This is a genomic window from Pseudoalteromonas luteoviolacea (assembly GCF_021654285.1).
In the GTDB taxonomy this organism is placed as follows: Bacteria; Pseudomonadota; Gammaproteobacteria; order Enterobacterales; family Alteromonadaceae; genus Pseudoalteromonas; species Pseudoalteromonas luteoviolacea_J.
On sequence record NZ_JAKFZS010000009.1, the window covers coordinates 169,957 to 187,672 of the forward strand.

Annotated in this window: 15 protein-coding genes and 1 other RNA gene; 12 read left to right on the forward strand and 4 right to left on the reverse strand. The window is 40.3% G+C overall.

Going from position 1 to position 17,716, the window contains the following annotated elements:
- Positions 1-37: 37 nt before the first annotated feature.
- The 3 genes from L1077_RS10545 (at position 38) to L1077_RS10555 (ending at position 4,988) form a co-directional block, all read left to right on the forward strand.
- On the forward strand, positions 38-1,768 hold the full coding sequence (locus L1077_RS10545; protein ID WP_237136810.1) for an AAA family ATPase: 1,731 nt from the start codon (positions 38-40) through the stop codon (positions 1,766-1,768).
- On the forward strand, positions 1,768-3,660 hold the full coding sequence (locus L1077_RS10550) for an N-6 DNA methylase (protein WP_237136811.1): 1,893 nt from the start codon (positions 1,768-1,770) through the stop codon (positions 3,658-3,660). The genes L1077_RS10545 and L1077_RS10550 overlap by 1 nt, the downstream gene beginning before the upstream one ends.
- 407 nt (positions 3,661-4,067) lie before the next feature.
- Positions 4,068-4,988, forward strand: coding sequence for a hypothetical protein (locus L1077_RS10555; protein ID WP_237136812.1), 921 nt, complete (start codon positions 4,068-4,070; stop codon positions 4,986-4,988).
- 266 nt (positions 4,989-5,254) lie between these two features.
- Here L1077_RS10555 and ssrA read toward each other — a convergent pair.
- From ssrA to L1077_RS10570, 3 genes are all read right to left on the reverse strand, one after another.
- Positions 5,255-5,612, reverse strand: a transfer-messenger RNA (tmRNA) gene (gene ssrA, locus L1077_RS10560).
- Between the two features lie 189 nt (positions 5,613-5,801).
- Entirely contained in the window at positions 5,802-6,458 is a 657-nt protein-coding gene (locus L1077_RS10565; RefSeq protein WP_237136813.1) for a hypothetical protein, read from the reverse strand.
- A 50-nt stretch (positions 6,459-6,508) separates the two neighbouring features.
- Positions 6,509-7,006, reverse strand: coding sequence for a hypothetical protein (locus L1077_RS10570; RefSeq protein WP_237136814.1), 498 nt, complete (start codon positions 7,004-7,006; stop codon positions 6,509-6,511).
- A gap of 217 nt (positions 7,007-7,223) precedes the next feature.
- On the opposite strand from L1077_RS10570, the gene L1077_RS10575 reads away from it, so the two are divergent.
- From L1077_RS10575 to L1077_RS10585, 3 genes are all read left to right on the forward strand, one after another.
- A complete protein-coding gene (locus L1077_RS10575; RefSeq protein ID WP_237136815.1) occupies positions 7,224-8,141 on the forward strand; it encodes an ADP-ribosylglycohydrolase family protein in 918 nt (305 codons plus the stop codon).
- A 314-nt stretch (positions 8,142-8,455) separates the two neighbouring features.
- Entirely contained in the window at positions 8,456-8,749 is a 294-nt protein-coding gene (locus L1077_RS10580; protein ID WP_237136816.1) for a Bor family protein, read from the forward strand.
- 198 nt (positions 8,750-8,947) lie between these two features.
- Positions 8,948-9,325: a hypothetical protein gene (locus L1077_RS10585; RefSeq protein ID WP_237136817.1), complete on the forward strand. Its 378-nt coding sequence runs from the start codon at positions 8,948-8,950 to the stop codon at positions 9,323-9,325.
- 61 nt (positions 9,326-9,386) lie between these two features.
- Here L1077_RS10585 and L1077_RS10590 read toward each other — a convergent pair whose 3' ends face one another.
- Positions 9,387-9,563, reverse strand: a complete 177-nt coding sequence (locus L1077_RS10590; RefSeq protein ID WP_155731964.1) for a hypothetical protein — start codon at positions 9,561-9,563, stop codon at positions 9,387-9,389.
- A 385-nt stretch (positions 9,564-9,948) separates the two neighbouring features.
- Between L1077_RS10590 and L1077_RS10595 the strand changes: the two genes are divergently transcribed.
- From L1077_RS10595 to L1077_RS10620, 6 genes are all read left to right on the forward strand, one after another.
- On the forward strand, positions 9,949-10,998 hold the full coding sequence (locus L1077_RS10595; protein ID WP_237136818.1) for an energy transducer TonB: 1,050 nt from the start codon (positions 9,949-9,951) through the stop codon (positions 10,996-10,998).
- A gap of 191 nt (positions 10,999-11,189) precedes the next feature.
- Positions 11,190-12,077 (forward strand): ABC transporter six-transmembrane domain-containing protein, encoded by an 888-nt coding sequence (locus tag L1077_RS10600; RefSeq protein WP_237136819.1) that lies wholly within the window; start codon positions 11,190-11,192, stop codon positions 12,075-12,077.
- Positions 12,067-13,239 carry an efflux RND transporter periplasmic adaptor subunit gene (locus L1077_RS10605; RefSeq protein WP_237136820.1) on the forward strand — a complete coding sequence of 391 codons (1,173 nt, stop codon included), beginning with the start codon at positions 12,067-12,069 and terminating at the stop codon, positions 13,237-13,239. Before L1077_RS10600 ends, L1077_RS10605 begins: the two co-directional genes overlap by 11 nt.
- Complete coding sequence (locus L1077_RS10610) at positions 13,223-16,315, forward strand: efflux RND transporter permease subunit (protein WP_237136821.1); 3,093 nt, start codon at positions 13,223-13,225, stop codon at positions 16,313-16,315. Before L1077_RS10605 ends, L1077_RS10610 begins: the two co-directional genes overlap by 17 nt.
- Positions 16,316-16,396: 81 nt before the next feature.
- A complete protein-coding gene (locus tag L1077_RS10615) occupies positions 16,397-17,296 on the forward strand; it encodes a helix-turn-helix transcriptional regulator (protein ID WP_237136822.1) in 900 nt (299 codons plus the stop codon).
- 84 nt (positions 17,297-17,380) lie between these two features.
- Positions 17,381-17,599 (forward strand): DUF6500 family protein, encoded by a 219-nt coding sequence (locus L1077_RS10620; RefSeq protein ID WP_237136823.1) that lies wholly within the window; start codon positions 17,381-17,383, stop codon positions 17,597-17,599.
- Positions 17,600-17,716: the final 117 nt, after the last annotated feature.

Consider the following 17,716-nt stretch of genomic DNA (forward strand, 5'->3'; position numbering starts at 1 on the left):
AATAGTTAGTATCACGAAGAATAATAAAAGGACCAACATGGAGCTAGTAATACCAGAAAATAGTTTGTGTACTGAGGAGCAAAATATTACTTTTCAGAAGGTATCTGCTTTAATTGGGGAAAACGGGGCAGGGAAATCATCTATCTTGCAGTCTATTTTCAATAAGAGATTACAGCATGGTGATTTTTACGGGAAAAAAGTTGTTTGCTTTTCTTCTGGTCAAAATGAGAAGTTTTCTAAGTATTTCTCAAACTATCTAGCAAATGAAAGAAAAGCAAATCGAGGGCTGACTTTAGGCTGTTGTTATTATGATAAGTCTTGGTCTAGCCTCTTAATTTTTCTAGCTTCAATGAGTAGTAATGGACGTGTTAGAGGTTATTTATCTTGTAAGGGATATATTGAACAGTCAGATAAAAACATAGATGATATTTCCAGTAGATTAACTACCAATATAAAAATAGAACAGCCTTATATTAATCGAATTAAAGACGCATTGCGGGATGAAGAGCTGGGAGAAGAAGAAACGTTTAGAACATCTCCTTACCATACTACATTGGAAAGTTTTGTCAGTACTGTCGTCGATGATTCATTTGACTTTGAATCTCCATTGTTGGAAAAACAGATTGTTATACACTCTGAAAACTTTTTCTTGCCATCATTTCAGGATCAAGATGATTCGTTTTTCGATGAAAAAGTGACATTCTTTACCCAGGCAGCGGATAACAACTACTTTTTTAACCGCTCATCAATGAGTCTATCTTTTAAAGATAATCTTAACTTAGATGATCTAAGTGATGGTGAATATCAAATATTGTTTTTATATTCTTTATTAGACTTGTTTGATAGCGATAATACTTTATTTTTGTTAGATGAGGTGGATTCGCATTTACACTATAAAAATATTGAAAGTTTATGGGAAGCATTGCATAAAATTGAGGGCACAGCTATCACAACTACGCACTTACTTGATTCAATAACCTCACCGAAAAATGGATTTGAAAATTTAAAAGTTGTTCAGAAGGGTGTAATTGAAGAGCAAGGAAAAGTTAAGGCTGTCATTGATAGGCTTTCAAATCTCTCAAGAATGAAATCAGTTCAATTTGATATCTGCAGCAAGCTTAAAGACATAGTATTAATGGATGATTACAATGATTGGGTAATATTTTTAGAACTAGCAAACCAAAAAGGGTTGGATATATCTAAACTTTCTAAGCTTTATGTGGTAAAGCAAGAATCAAGCTGTGGGGGCAATAACGAAGAGCTCGGTAAAAGAAAGTTAGAATGGGTTAAATCATTATTAGCATCAGAATCAAATCGGATTACAGAAAATATATATTTAATTTGTGATAAAGATGAAGCAGGGATCGATTTTCATAATAATGGCGTTTCAGTAGTTGGAGCCAAGAGTAAGGCAGCAGTAAAACAAGTAAGAGGGAACAACAAAAAAATTAATATTCACTTTTTAGCTTGGAAAAGAAGAGAGATAAAAACGTATTTACTTTCCTACACGGCGCTTACTGAAACTGGTTATATTGACAAAGTGAATAATGGTAAAGTTGCTGCAGATTACCACTTACTCCCTGGAGAACCAGGTGATAATGTTGCTATTAGGAATTTAGATGTCAAAAGTTATATCTCTGATCTAATCGATACCATTGGTATAGGCCTTGATCAAGATAAATTAACAGCTTATGTTAAAAAAATCCCAAAAGATGAAATAAGTGTTGATATTGAAAATATGTATAATTATTTAGTGAGTACCTTATAATGAATAAAAATGAGGAGTTATTTGACAAAATATTTTTTCTCCTAAAGCGAGAAAGAAAAATAAAAAATACGACCCATGCTGTGGAGCTTCTTTCAACTTTTGTTTATTTGAAATTCCTCCAAATAAACTTGCTTGAAAAAGGTGAGGGGTTCGGTTTTTACTTTAGAGATAAAGCCGAATTCAAATCGTTATGTCATCATATTATATATAATTCAGATATCGATAAGAATGCTTGTAATTCTAATTATAATGTAAAAGATTTCCTAGCTAATGTTGTGGATAACTTTATATTGAATGTAAATAATGAACATTTGATTTATTGTCTTTCTTATTTTTTTATTGGTGTGAAAAGTATTCCTGAGCTGAGAGAGTTTAGGTGGCGATATAATAAACATATTGAAAAAATGGTGCTTGAATCTTCACAGTCGGGTGAATTTTATACACCTAAAGTTATTGCGGAAGTATTAGTATCTTATCTAAAACCAAATGTTCATGATAAAGTCTACGACCCAGCATGTGGTACATCGGGTTTCTTAGTAGAAGTTGCTAAGTTCCTTGAAGCAGGTGATAACTTTAGTTCAAGGCCTTATATGCTTAACGGCAGCGACATATCATTCTTTGCTTTTATCGTTTCTAAAGCAAACTTAATTCTAAATAGTAACGTTGAGTCAGATATTACAATTGGTGATTCTTTAGTCGCGCTGGATAGTATTTATAAAGACAATTACGACATTATTTTAACTAACCCCCCATTTGGGAAAAGTAATAGCAGAGAGTTCCAAGGGAATGACAAAGAACATTTTATAGACTATCGATTTCTCCGGTTAGTTATGAGTGCTCTTAAGTTGGATGGCCGAGCAGCTGTAATATTACCTGAGCGTTTTTTTTTCGACTCTAGCTCACAATCCCAGCACCTGAAAGAAGAGTTATTTAATAGGTTTTGTGTTGATTGTGTATTGTCATTACCATCAGGAGTAATGCTTCCTTATACTGGCATAAAACTAGTTGTAATCTTTTTCTCTAAACGAACACCTAGCAGCAAAGTTTGGTTTTATAAATTGACAAAAAAGGAAAAGCTAACAAAAAGCAAAAAGTTAAAGTTTAGTGATTTTGATGACTTTTTTGAAAAAGAGCAGTGTAAATTGGAATCAGAGAACTCATGGAATATTGATATAGATGAACTTGACTTGAATTTCAATGTTTTTGATAAAGCTGAAAACCAGATTACATATAGTGACTTCAGCTCATTTTCCAGTTCCCTAGTTGAACTGAGTAAAGTAGGGAACGAAATCAGAAATACGATACATTCTATAAATGAAAGAGTTCATAACATCCAGAGTAATGTAGCTGAGACTATCGATACATATAAATTTCCAAAAGTAAAATTAGGGCAATTAGTTACATCACTGAAGACTGTATCACTATCGAAAGAAAAACTTTTAGATAAAGGTAAGTATCCAGTTTATGGTGGCAACGGAATTATTGGCTACTATGATGAATATATCCATTCTGGAGAGTTTATCTTGGTAGGTAGAGTGGGAGCATTGTGTGGCAATGTTCATTATGTTAAAGGTTGTATTTCCGTTACTAATAATTCAATGATCCTGAAATGCATTGAGACTGAGAGGGTGCATCCACCATATTTAGCAAGGTTGTTATCAAACCTTAATTTGAGAGGTCTTGCGTCAGGTACTGCTCAACCTCATCTTACAGTTTCTAAGATTAAGAATATAGAAATAAAGCTCCCACCAATAACTGAACAAATAAAAATTGAAGATTTGCTTTCTATGCTCGACCAAGAGCTTGAGCAACATGATTTGTTAATAGAGCAATTGAGTAATAAGAGTGAATACTTGAAAAATAGTTTGAACCTGCATCTGCTTCAAATATAAAGCCTTTAATGGTTTAAGGTAACTGTCATTTTATCAATGTTTATGATGCAAGTTTTACGTGTGTATATCATGATGGAGGCATAGCCTTATAACCAGACATAATTATTATGGTGGAGAAATATTCAAAAGCGGTTATATCTATCAACTCTATACCTATTTAAGGTCACAAGAGTGTACCAGTGATCCTTTATCTTTGACCTCATCGGGCATGCTGTTACACCCTTCGATTGGTGAACATTATGATGAAATTGTTAGCATACAGGGGCATGATATACGGTTTTGCACGGTTGATTTGACTGAGTCAGCCTCTGAAATAAATCGTCGGCTGCTTGGGTTGTTGGGGTAGTTTGTAATTAGTCTTGCAAGGAAGAGCGTAAGGAAATGACATTGAACAGGGGAGTAGATGTATGGATTGGTTATCTGGCACAGATTCGTTTGTCAGCATTATTGCGGGAGCAATGGCTATTTATGCGGCATTTCATCACTGGCGTAAAAAGAAAAGCGCGCTGAATCAAAAAGTAGAAAAGAACATATGCCCAGCACAACGGTTTTTAGACTTATTTGAGGCGCATGGCGTTGCAAAAAGCCAAATACCGGCATTTTTTGGTAGAGGCCTAACAATATCTGACTGCTCGTCACCGACAAAATTGCTGGAAAAGCTTACCGATGAATTGTTGAAAGACGCAGCAAACTTGTTTGCAGTCAATATAGATTGGCTTTATGGCACAACTGATGAGGTGTTTAAGATACACCAGTTCTATAAGCACCCAGAGTACTGTAAAGGCTTTGTCGAGGCATTGAAAAGTAAGGGCTGTCACCTTACTTGCTATGCGTTGTGGCCAAATAAAAATCTTACGTTCACAGATTCCAAGTCAGCAATCGTGATGATGGAAGAGGTAGGTTGTATAAATGAGCGGCCAATTCATCGGCTGCATATCTTGGGTGGCTGGGTTCACAGCTACTGGAAATGCCGTGGTTATTATGCGGCTTGCACCTCAATCATAATGAATAATGATATTAGGGTGTTTGGCAAAACAATTGAAGTTGAGCTCCTTACTCATATAGCGAATGGAACGCGGCTACCTGCTTATAACTTTGACGATAGCTTATTCGATTTTACGTTAGGGGAGTCGTGGTTGGCTGATGATTTCATTGATAATCCTGAGTGCTACTTACAGGGCATATCGCCCGAGACGGATAACTTTGGATTGCATGCTGCTACAGACCTGTGGCTGAACCTAGAAGAGCAGGGACACTTAATTGTCACAAAGTACTCAAACCCTGAGTATGTCAGAGTATTATTTCATAAGTTTGAAGTTAGAGAGTGACCTACGGTCAGTGATTGGTTGGATGCTGGCTTGGGTAAACGATAGGTAACGTTTAAATGGAATATAAACCAGCAGACTTTTATAAGGCGTCGAGTTGTTTTATCTGAAACTGTAGCTGTCCTAACTTGAGCTTAATAAATGTGGTTTAGAAAGGTACATATACGAGATCCCAAAGGCTGTTGTGGATGGAAATTGGACACTTTCCATTAGACACAAAAAAGCCAGTTAAAGAAGTTCTCTAACTGGCTGTTTTATAACACTTAATGTGGTGGAGCTGGGGGGATTTGAACCCCCGTCCAGAAAGCGTCGACCCTCGGTCCTACATGTTTAGTATCGTCTATTGGTTAACCTTTAAGTCTCGGACGAACACGATAAGTAAAGGCGAGGCCGCTTATATTTAGCCCTTCAACCCCGGCCAGGGTTTCCGTAGCGATCTTATGTAGGGTGACACTCCAAATCCAGAACCACAAGCATTTCTTGGAGGAGTGCTAGCGGGCTTATTATGCCGCTAGAGCGTAGTTATCGTCGTTTGCGATTACTTTAAATGCGGCTTTTTTACGAGGCCAACCGCCCCTCGACATGCACCTCAGGCTTCATGAATCCTGTCGAATCCTAATCAGCCCCTGAAATCTTTCATTCAGTACATAACAGTTTACTTTTAATGCTAAGTTAAGCTGTTATTTTCGGGCATTGTAGCCCTAATATATTGGCTTAGCAATAGTTTTTATGGCTTTTGTGTGACGCTTGCGGTTAGTTGCTGATTAACTAACCGCTTTGTTTGTAAAGTATCCTGAACTATGTCTGTTCATGCCATTAATGTAATGCATGTTGTTTAAACCGACTATGCCAATCTACTTGGTTAAGTTGTGAAAGCTGCTCGTCGCTTAATATTTGTGCCAGTTGCTCGGTTTTAAGTTGGTTAAGGCGCTGCATTTGTTCGGTAAAGTCTGAAAATGAGGGGTAAGCGTCCGTATCAGCAATGACATAGGCGGCTTCTACAAAGTTGTCTCGTAAAATTGAGAATACTTGCTGTTGCTGGCTTTTGGTTAATACATTGTTTTTGGCTAAATGCTCGACCATCATGGTGGCTTTTTTGTCTGAGTCAGTGTGTAAAGTGGGTAAGTACTTTTCTTGCCACTGGGTTCTGCCTGCTAAAAACTCTTTTTCTACTCTGTCTTCATCTGAAAGTGTTGCTTGGTTTGTTTTTGGCTTTTGAATTTTAGTGATTTTTTGGTCAGTAAAAGCGTGTTGTGATTGCTCAAGTGTAAGTAGACGGTTTTGTATATCTGCCAGCTCTGCATCTAAACTTGATTCGGATGGGCTCTGCTTCTGTGATTTAAATGCTAACTGCGCCTCAAGGTTTGCGATCCGCTCGGAGAGGGCGGTTAACTCAAGCTGGGCTGCAATATTCGCGAGCAGCAAGATAAAAGTGAGTAGAATAAACAAATACTGGGTTTTGGTGTATGTCATGTTTGCTTCCTAATAGGTATCAGCCCAATTGAGCTGATACCTGAATGGGGTTATTTACCGTAGCCTTCCTCTTTTTGATAAACGTAACCGCCAGTTGAAGTTGCATTAAGCATTTCTACTACGTCGGCAGTATAAAAATGGTTAACTAGTTCACTGTGGTAGCCACGATAGATTGTTTTGGCTTGAGAGCGAGTGGTATAGCCCTCAGTACTTTCATATTCATAGCCTAAAGACTTGATATTCAGTGCTTCTAGGGTGTCAGACGTGTAAAAGTGATTACCCCCAGGGCCTGCATTGGGGTTGTGCATACGATAAAATGCTTTATCAGCATCGTTGTCATCATAGCTGACTAAAATGACAGCAGGACCTTGATAGGTAAAGCCACCCGAGCCTGTTGCATTGAGCATTTCAGTCACATTGGTTGTATAGAAGTGATTTCCATGTTTGTAGGCTCGATATAATGTTTTGTCAGCAGCGAGAGTCGACAAGCTGGTTGTGGCTAACAGGGCGCTTAGTAATAAAGCAACTTTTTTGGTTTTTCTGTTCATCTTCATTCCTTGTATTTATCTAATTAGGGGTCAAACCCAAAACGATAATAACATTTAAAATATATTTATTAATATTAAATTTACATTTGGGTGGGTGTTGGGTATTTAAGTCATTGAAGGGTCTAGAGGTTTTAAAGTGCTTTCATTCAGTATTCAGCTAAAATTAGGTATTAATTTTAATTGTCTAGCCTGCTATGAAAACCTTTGGAGCCCATACATGATAGAAAAAAGCCAGTTTGTAGGTTGTTTTAAGGGCCTTGCTATTGGTGATGCTTTGGCAGCTTCCTATGAAGGTGGGCCAATTGAGCGTCTGCTTTGGCGCTTTTTAGGTAGAACAAAAACAGGACAAAGAAGGTATACAGACGATACGCAAATGTCTATAGATATTGTCCAGTCTTTTTTAACCTGCAAGCACGTTGATCAAACACATTTGGCGCAAACTTTTGCCAATAGTTACCGATGGTCTCGCGGATATGGGCCCAGTGCAGCCAACTTGCTAAAAGGCATTAAAAATGGTGGATCATGGGAGCAGCTAAATCGGAAAAAGTTTGCAGAAGGCTCTATGGGTAATGGTGCTGCAATGCGAGCGCCAATAGTCGCTTTGTGTAGTTTAAGTTGTGATGACGGACTTGTGGATTATGTCTCTAAGAGCGCTGAGATCACCCATGCTCACCCTCAAGCCATAGAGGGGGCACAGCTTATTGCACACGCAACACGCTTAGCATTGATAGGTGTAGAAAATGTTGGCATTTTGCAGACCCTATGTGCCAGTGCGGTAACACCGATTTATAAGCTAAAACTCAGTAAATGCCTTGAGTTTGTTGTCAATGGCAAAGCACAGCCAGCCCAAGTGATAAAGGCCGAACTTGGCAATGGTATGCTTGCAAGCGAGTCTTGCATTACTGCGCTGTACTTCGCGTTTATGTATAGGCGCTTGGCATTTTCTGAAATGCTGCAAGCGATTTGTGATTTAGGGGGGGATGCCGACACAATTGCAGCAATGGCGGGAGCAATATGGGGGGCCTGTAATGGTGGTTTGTCATTGATTGAATACGACAATCAAATTGAAGATTTAGCCACAATAGAACAGTTAGCAAGCAGTATTTATTTTCGTTATCAAGAGATGGCACAGTGAGTAGACTACTGTGTCTTAAAGTCGCTTAATAATAATCCATCAATCATATTATTGATTTCATACCCATTGAATTTTTGCTTTAGATATATTCCATTCTATTTAGTTATGTTGTTTTATTACCTTGTGCAATCTTGCTTAATATATGAGCTTTAATGTGTATTTTTAACTGATTTATTTAAAAAGTACAGTTTTTTACACATAACAAGATTAATTAATGTTACTGTACGCGCCCTGTTTCAAGTTAGCACGATGGCTCAGCCATTGTTTGAAACATACTTGATTCAGGATTTAGCAATATTACACTTGGGATTAATATGAAAACTAAAGTTATGGGCGCTATTTTTGCAGCGTCACTTTTATCGGGCTGTGCAGCACAAACATTTAACGTCAATGGTTCTACAGGTGCTAAGCCAACGGTTCAAAAGACGCAAGTGTTTTTTATCAGTGGTTTAGGGCAAGAGCAAGTCATCGATGCCGCTGCTGTATGTAATGGCGCTGAAAATGTGATTAAAGTGGAAGCTCAACATACGTTTTTAAATGGCCTAGCGAGTGTGATCTCATTTGGTCTTTTTACACCGCGTGATGCAAAGGTGTATTGTAAAGCTTAAGCTCTTTACTTTAGTGAGTGAGCACTTTTGTTTATAAGAGCCTTATGGCTCTTTTTTTATTTGCATATTTAATCGTAAGTTAATTAATTTATAGACAGAATCTACTTTTAATTGCTAAAAGCATTACAATTGGTTTTTTAACTCGTTTTGATATTTAGAGTGAGTACTAATTACACTCTTTTAAAGCAGGGAATGTGTATGAATTATTGGGTTTTTGCAGCAGGTATATTGGCGTTATTGACAGCGATGATACATATTATTGCAGGTCAATTAGATCCGATCAGGCCATTTTTAAAATCTAAGTTAGACAAAGTCGTAAAAGCGACCTTATTGGCTTGTTGGCATATGATATCTTTATTACTACTTGTAAGTGCTGCATTTTTAATTTTTGCAGGTTGGCAAATGCAGCCTGATTTGCAGCTATTTGTTCAAGTCGTGGCATCCTTATATATTAGTTTCTCCATTATATTTATCACAGTTGGAGGTTGTTTCTTTAAATTTAAAGCTATGTTGAAATTGCCGCAGTGGACACTCCTTTTGCCTGTTGGCTGCTTAGCGTTCTATGGCACCTATTAATTTCTAAATACATGATAAAAAAGCCACGATAACGCAGTGGCTTTAGCAGCTTTCTAGACGATTATTGGCAATAACGGCTGTAACAAGTACCTTGCGAGCAACACGCTAATGTATTGCCAAAGCAATTAGTCCTGCCTGTATTACAACCACCTGCAACATCCGGAGTTTGCGCGTTAGGTAATTCTTGTGTGTTTTTACTCAGGTCTTTAATGCGTTTTTTATCAAGTGTTAGTTTCATAATGCTTCCTTTTATCTTATCCAATCTTGTTGAGGGTGTTTTTACTTTTTGTACACTTGTGTACAAAAAGTAAATTTGAGCATATGTGTAAAATCTCAATATCCCTAATGAAAATTTATCATGTTGTTTAGATTAATTACTTTAAATTTCTCAATTGCTTACCTGTGTCATGGCTTGTTGTTACCTCTCTTAAAAAAATCGATTTACCTAAAAAAGGTTCATGTTGTGTTTATTTCTATTGTTGCATTATGAGAAAATAAAAGTGCTTATGGCCACATGCTGAAGTTTTGAGACGTAACGACACTTATTAGATACTTTTTACAACATTTACCTGATAAGTCTCTTGTACTTAGTAGTGGCTTTGTTTTAATCAATAAGGAAGAATATGAATTTAATTTCTGCAATGTTGTTATCAGTTGCTTCATCTCAAGCGGGGGGGCAAGCTATTGATGAGACTAACGACGTTTTAAAAGGAACTATTATAAATGCTGTACCAGTTGAAAAGGCGCCTCCTTATTTTCCAACGCGTGCTGCAAACCAGGGACGTGAGGGATGGGTACAGCTGAGTTATGTTGTTAACGAAAAGGGGGAAGTGGAGTCCGCCGTTGTAGAAAAGTCGTCAGGGTATGGCATATTTGAACGTGCAGCCCTTAGAGCTGTTGAAAAATGGACATTTGAGCCTGCACTGCAAAACAATAAGCCGGTTAAGCAATGTCAAAACCAAGTGCACATGAACTTTCATTTGGCCGGTGTAAACCGTACAGTCACTCGTCAGTTTTTGCGTCGTTACAAGGCCGTTGTTGCAAAAATTGATGCAAATGAACTAGATGACGTCCCTGCGCTTTTAGAAGAAATGGAATCGAAAGGGCTACAAAACCTGACAGAGGATAGTTATTTTTGGGTTGCTAAAGCAAGGTTTTACAACGTAAAAGCAAACAAACTAAAGGAGTTGCAAGCGATTGAGCAGGTAATGCTGTTTGGTGAAGGAGTCGTAAAAGAACAAATTTATAATGCCTTGTTAGCACGTGCTACTTTGTTAAATATTGAACAAAACAGATTTGAAAATGCGTTGGAGACATATGCGCTTTTAGCTAAATCGAAAAAGGCAGAAAAAGCAACGAGCCAACTTGCCCCTTACATCGACAAATTAAACGCATTTATTGCAGATGAAAGCAAACACATCTGGGTAAAAGGGCAAGTTGAAAAGTCCTTATGGGTTCATAAACTGGTTAGAAATGCATTCTCTATTTCTGATATTCAAGGTAACTTGGACTCGTTAGAAGTGAGATGTGATAACCAATTTTCAACTTATGAAGTCAAAACAGGCTTACAGTGGAATATCCCAACAAGCTGGCAAGGTTGCCAAGTCTACGTATACGGAGAGCAAGGCGCATCATTTAACCTAGTTGAAACGGCCGCTGCAAAAAAAGTCTAGCAGGCTTGTCTTAGTGTGAAGATAAAATGATTGATAATCGGCGCGCTTAAATTATGAGCGCGTCTTGATATCTCGCACTCCTACTTAAAGACAGCTTTTCTTGTTGTGAGATTTTAAATACAGCAAGTGAGGACACTTTTTACTTCCTCTAATTGGTCATACTGCGCGTTAGTAGTACTTAGGAGCGCGTTATGTCCAATCAAAATTCGATATCACTGTTTTCAGTAGTCAGGTTAAGCCCAATAAAGGTGGCGATAACTTGGTTGATGGTGATAGCAGAAAATATCCTGCTTATTTTACTTCCTTTATTAATTGGCTATGCCATTGATGGTGTGCTGTCAAAGAACTTTCAGCCGTTAGTGGTCTTTGCCGCTTGTTTATTTGGTTTGGTGGTCGTGAGCGTGATACGCCGATTTTACGACACACGGGTATATGGAGGCATTCGCGTTAAGTTGGCCGAGACGGTTGCGCATAATTTACGTGGCGCTGATATCTCTGCCAAAAATGCACGCCTTTTGATGTCCAGAGAGCTGGTGGATTTTTTAGAAAATGATTTACCCGCATTGATGACTGCGGGGATCCAACTGGTTTCAATTGTGATCATACTCGCGACATTTCATAGCTATTTTGCCTTGAGTGTATTAGCGGCCAGCTGTGCGATGTTGATGGTGTACGGATTTTGTCATGGTACTTTTAAACGCCTTAACGGCAAGTTGAACGACCAAACCGAGCAGCAGGTGCATATCTTAAGTCACAAGCCTTTTGCTGCTTTAAGCGCCCACCTAGAAAAACTCAAAAAGCATGAAATTGCACTTTCTGATACCGAGGCACTGGTATATGGCTTGATATTTTCACTGTTGTTTGTCTCAGTACTTGGCAATTTATGGTTGGTGAATATGTTGCCAAATCCTTCCACAGGCGACGTATTTTCGATTCTTACTTATTCGTTGGAATTTGTTGATACAGCAATCATGTTGCCCGTAACACTGCAGGTACTGTCTCGCTTAGATGAAATTACACAGCGCTTAAATCGAAACGAATTGGCACTTAATGATAAGGAAGCAAGCTATGAAGTATAAAAAAATAATGGCGATATCGGCAGGGCTAGTTTCGATATTTGTCACACTGGTGATTGTTGATGAATTGGCTGTTGAAGCAAAGCCTAGCGTTGTCAAAGAACCAGCGAAACAACCAGTCTCAACAGTGACCGTTGTGGCAAAGGCACATCATCCTGAAGTGACGCTCATAGGCAATACAAAGGCGCGTTTTTTGACGCAATTGAAAGTAACCAGTGACGGCCAGCTAGCTTGGCTAGATACGCACTTGGAACCAGGTAACTTAATTAAAGCGCAGACGCTGTTAGCCAAATTGGATATGACGCATCTAAAGTCTGAACTGGCAGAGGCAAAAAGTCGTGTTGAGCATGCCAAACTTGAATTAGAGCGTCAGCTGCATGAGCAGTCGGTTGCATTGAGTATGCTGTCGGCCAATAATCAAAGTCCATTTGCCAAAAGAGAGCCACAAGTCGCAGCAGCAAAATCAGATTTAATACAAGCAGAGCAAGCACTTAAAAGTATTGAAAAGCGAGTGCATGAAGCAAAAGTGAGTGCACCATTTGATGCCGTTATTTTATCAAGGCTTGTAAGTCCAAACGATTGGTTAAGTGCAGGGGAGGCTTTGTTTGAAGTGGCATCAAGCGAGAGCATAGATGTGGTTGTTCCGGTGTCCGAGCCTGTTTGGCAAATGCTACAAGGCAAGCTTAAAGATAAAAAAATAACAATGCATATCACAGATCGTGCTAATAAACGCTGGTTTGCCTCGCTCAGGTATGTTGCGCCCAATTTGGACGTAACCACTCGGCAGCGCCAAGTCGTGTTGCAGGTCGCCAATCCTTATGAACAACCTGCTGCGCTTTTGCCAAATCAACCAGTGCAGGTGAGCATGGCATTTTCAGAGCCTGTTTTATCTTATCAAGTGCCGCAAAGCGCGGTGACGAGAGACGGGAATATTTGGACGCTAGGTATTGATAATACGTTACAAAAAGAAGCCATTGAGGTGCTCTCTAAAAGCTCAGATGCTGTTCATATTCGCTTTGAAAAAAACAGTGAGAATACCAAGCAAGTGGTTGTTTATCCTTTACTTAGCATGATAGCTGGGACACATGTTGAGCCGATCTCACAGGATATGCAATTAGCAGACAGCACAGGTGCAGGGGAGGTGTCTGATGCACTGGCTCACTAAATGGTTTATTGACAATACGGTTGCGGCAAACTTGTTGATGTTTGCCATTATTGCCAGTGGCGTTTTAGCACTTGGGCAACTGCGGGTTGAGTCTTTTCCGCAAATCCCGGCTTCGACGATTTCAGTGTCTGTGTCGTATCCAGGTGGCAGTGCCGAGCAAATTGATGCGGGGATCACCCAGCGCGTTGAAGAAGTCATTAGCGGTATCGCTGGTGTGAAACAAGTGGTGAGTGAGTCCAGTGCAGGGAGCTCAACGGTGAGCATTCGTAAAACACCTGATACGGATATCGAACAGCAATTGAGTGAAGTGCGTAATCGGGTCAATGCCATTGTGGGGTTTCCGACACTGGCAGAAAGACCGATTGTTAGTAAAGACGAGTTTACTAATTTAGCGGCGTTTGTGATTGTCTCTGCGCCCAGAGCTAATGCGGATTTACAGCCAATTGCCAGACAAGTCGAAGTGGCATTGAAAAAACATTCAGATATTTCATCTGTTGATAACTGGGGCAGTCGCAGTCCGCAATTGGTGATTGAACCAGATCCAATAAAACTTGCTCAGCTTGGCTTATCACTGGAAAGTGTGGCCGTGGCGATAGAACAGGCTTCTTTAGAAACCAGAACCGGAGAACTTGAAAGCCAAAGTGGTCGCTTACTGCTGCGCGGTGATGGCTATGCCGATAGCACTGAACTATTAAAACATATCCCCGTTGTGGCGACTGCGCAGGGTACGGTTAAGTTGTCTGATATCGCGCAGGTATATCGCGACTTTGCTCAAACCAGTTCTATTGTGCGTAACAACGGAGAAAATGCCATTGCGCTGCTGGTCAGTACCAGTCAGTCAGATAACTTGCTGCATGTGAGCAAAGCGGTTAATGACACGCTTGAACAAATGCGTAAGCACCTACCAGCTGATGTGCAGCTAAGTACCATGGCTGATATGGCTCCGTATATAGAAGATCAATTATTTAGATTAGGTCACAACGCATGGCAAGGGCTGCTCATTGTGATTGTATTACTTGGTATTTTTTTAGACTTAAAATTGGCATTTTGGGTATCTGCGGGTATTCCAGTCGCGCTGTTTGGCACTTTGGGTGCATTGCAGCTGACCGATCACAGTATTAATGACATTACCTTATTTGGCTTTATTTTAGTCTTGGGTATTTTAGTCGATGATGCGGTGGTTGTCGGAGAAGCCATTCACGAAAAGCGGGGAGTACACAAAAACAGTCAACTTGCTGTATTTAAAGGCGTACAATCAGTGTCGGTGGCGACCATATTTGGCGCTTTGACAACCATAGCTGCGTTTTCTCCTATGCTTTGGATAAATAATGATTTGGCCAAGCTGCTAGCTGGCTTTTCAGTGGTGGTTATCCTCGCTTTGCTGTTTTCACTGATAGAGAGCAAGTTTATTCTACCTGCGCACCTGAGCACATCGACCACGCGTCAATCCAAAAACGGCTCGTTGATTAGTTGGGTGCAAATGCAAGCTCAGAGCTTTTTACTTACCTTAAAAACCAAGGCTTACCAACCAGCCCTTGGCTTTGCAATGAAATATAAAGTAGCCAGTTTATTGTTCTTCTGTGCGCTTATTACATTAGCCTATGGTATGTGGTCCACAGGGACGATCCGAAGCGCAGTTTTTCCAGAGATCCCTGGGCGTTACATTACCGCTAAGGTGTCATTGCAAGATGGCGCGCCTTTACCACTGCAAGCGAACGCGTTAAACCAATTAGAGCGCGCTGCGACGCAAATATCAGATGTCATTCAAGCAGAGCACAAACTGGAGAAAGCGCCATTTGTGAATGCATTGGCTTGGTCTGATGGTTATGGCGATATTGAAATTACTTTGGAGCTTTCAAATGAAGCACTCAGTGCAGTCCCCAGTCATGAATTAACCGATAGCTGGCGTTTGCAAACGGGTGCCATCGAGGGTGCCGATTCAGTCCAATTTTCGGCATCGGAAGCACCTGCTGGTGGGACGTTTGTATCGATTATTGCGCCTGAAAAAGCGCAAGCTCAGCAGGTGAGTGCACTGTTATCAGATGCATTGGCTTTGCAGTCGGGCGTATCTGATATTTATGACGACGCCAGTGGCGGGCAGTGGCAAGTACGTATCAAGTTAAATGATTATGGTCAGCAATTAGGACTTACTCAGCATCACATTGCTCAATTTACCGGAGATGCGTTTGGATACAGAGAAATACACCGATTGCTAGATCAAGGCCAAGAGACCAAGGTCATAGTGCGGTATGCACAGCAAGAGCGGCAAAGTATCGAGCAGTTAAAGCACAGCATATTGACACTAGAATCAGGGCATAGCGTGCGATTAGCAGATATCGCCACGCTGAGTTTTGAGCAAGTGCCAGAGACGATTTATCGACGAGAGGGCGAGGAAGTCGTCAATGTATATTGGAAGCAAAACAGACATATCCAATCGCCAGAAGAGGTGATGGCAAATTTACAATCAGAGATAAGTCATCTGGAGCAAGCGTATCCAAGTGTAAAAATAAAAGCCGGTGGAGAGTTTGAAGAGATATCAGAGGTATCTAAAGGGTTTAAATCAGCGATGTGGATGACGGTGATCCTCATTTATATTTTATTGGCAATTCCGCTTAAATCTTATTGGCAGCCTTTGATCATTATGGCGGTGATCCCGTTTGGTTTTGCTGGCGCTATTTTTGGGCATTACATTATGGACCTGCCAATTAGTTTATTGTCGATGTTTGGCATGATGGCGATGACGGGGATAGTGATCAATGACTCATTGGTATTGATCACCCGCTTTAATCATTTATACCGAACTGGCACACCATTGAATGAGGCTTTAACTCAAGCTGGATTAAGTCGTTTTCGAGCTATATTTCTGACCACAGTGACGACGGTGTGTGGTTTGCTGCCACTATTGTTTGAACAAGCGGAGCAGGCGCAATATTTAAAACCAGCGGCGGTGTCATTGATTTTTGGAGAGTTGTTTGCAACCTTAGTAACCTTGGTATTGATCCCCATATTGCTTGGGCTGTTTTGTCGCAAACAACCTAAAGTTCAGGTGACTGGGTTATTGCAGCAAGGTACCTAGTTACAATTGCTTACACGGTGAGATTTGCTTTTCCTTGAAGAGCGCGAGATAGTTGCGGCATTCGTCACAATTATCTCGCTTATGTCTGATCAAAAACCAACGCCGTTTGTATTAGTGCCTGAGTACGCGTTGCTCGATGTTTTGCCTGAAAACGTGCAAACTCGTTTTGCTACTGCTTTGACGTTAATGCATGAAGACTTATCTTCAGGGTTAAGTTGGGAGCAAATCGCGACACAAAGTGCCATTTCTCCTTTTCATTTTCACCGTCAATTTACTGAGCTATTTAATGAAACACCGGGGCAATATTTGAGCCGTTTACGTTTGCAATATGTGGTGCATTACCTCTTTGCTGAGCAAGGTTATAAGGTTATTGATATTGCTCATGAGTGCGGGTTTTCGTCATCTCAGTCACTGGGTAAAGCGCTTAAAAAAGCCATCGGATTAACCGCAAAGCAAGTGAGGGCGCTTGGCGTCAGTGGCACCCCTCGTCAAACGGCTGAAATCATAGGCAAGCTTGCTCACCCCGCAGAGCAGGGCACGATTGAAAACAAGCTTGCAGCCAAGTTGCCTTGTGAACTGGTGTGGTATCCGCAAAGGGGAATGAAGTACTTGCCGCATGTGAGCAATGACTGGGATACGATTTTTGATACCTTTGGTGAGAAGTCGACGCGGATCATGGCAACGACGCCAATCAACCAATTAGAAAAGAGCTGGCAAGATATCGAAACCCACATTGGTGATTGGCAAGCCTCTGCATCTGAGCACACGCGAACCGTGGCTGAAGGGCACTATTTTTGCTGTGATGTGTATGTAGTGTCTGATGCGGGATACAGCGCTGCGCTGGAGCAGCTATTTAATATTATCGAGTCTCAAGGCTATCAATTGGATGAAAAGGGGTATTTGGTTGAAATCATTCGTGATATCGAAATGACAGACACAGGCGGGGTAACGTTTTCATTTCAAGTGCCTGTAAAGGTGTAAAGCCGCAAAGGGTTATCTGACAGCGATTGAGAAATGGGCGCAATGCAAGTAACATGGCGAAAACTTTAAAATAATAAAATTATTATGAGACAAAGCCTTAGAGATAAAATCATTCAAGTGTGTGAACAGAAAATTGAGAAAAAAGGAGAGGGCGTCGGGGTATCATTTTATGCTTTTTTTGCGAACAAAAATAGCGATCCCGAGCTATTGATGGAAGCGGCAACATGGTGGATCCAAACGCACCAATTAGATCATTTTGAAAAAGCACTGAAAATAAAAGGGATGGTGCAGCAGGGCGTCTAATATGCCCTCAGTTAACTTGGTGGTTTAAGTGCTCTTTTAGGGTACTTGGTTGAGTCAAAGTATGAATTTCACCCACAACTCTGTTGTTTGGTGGATGAAAGCCAACTTTATTTACTG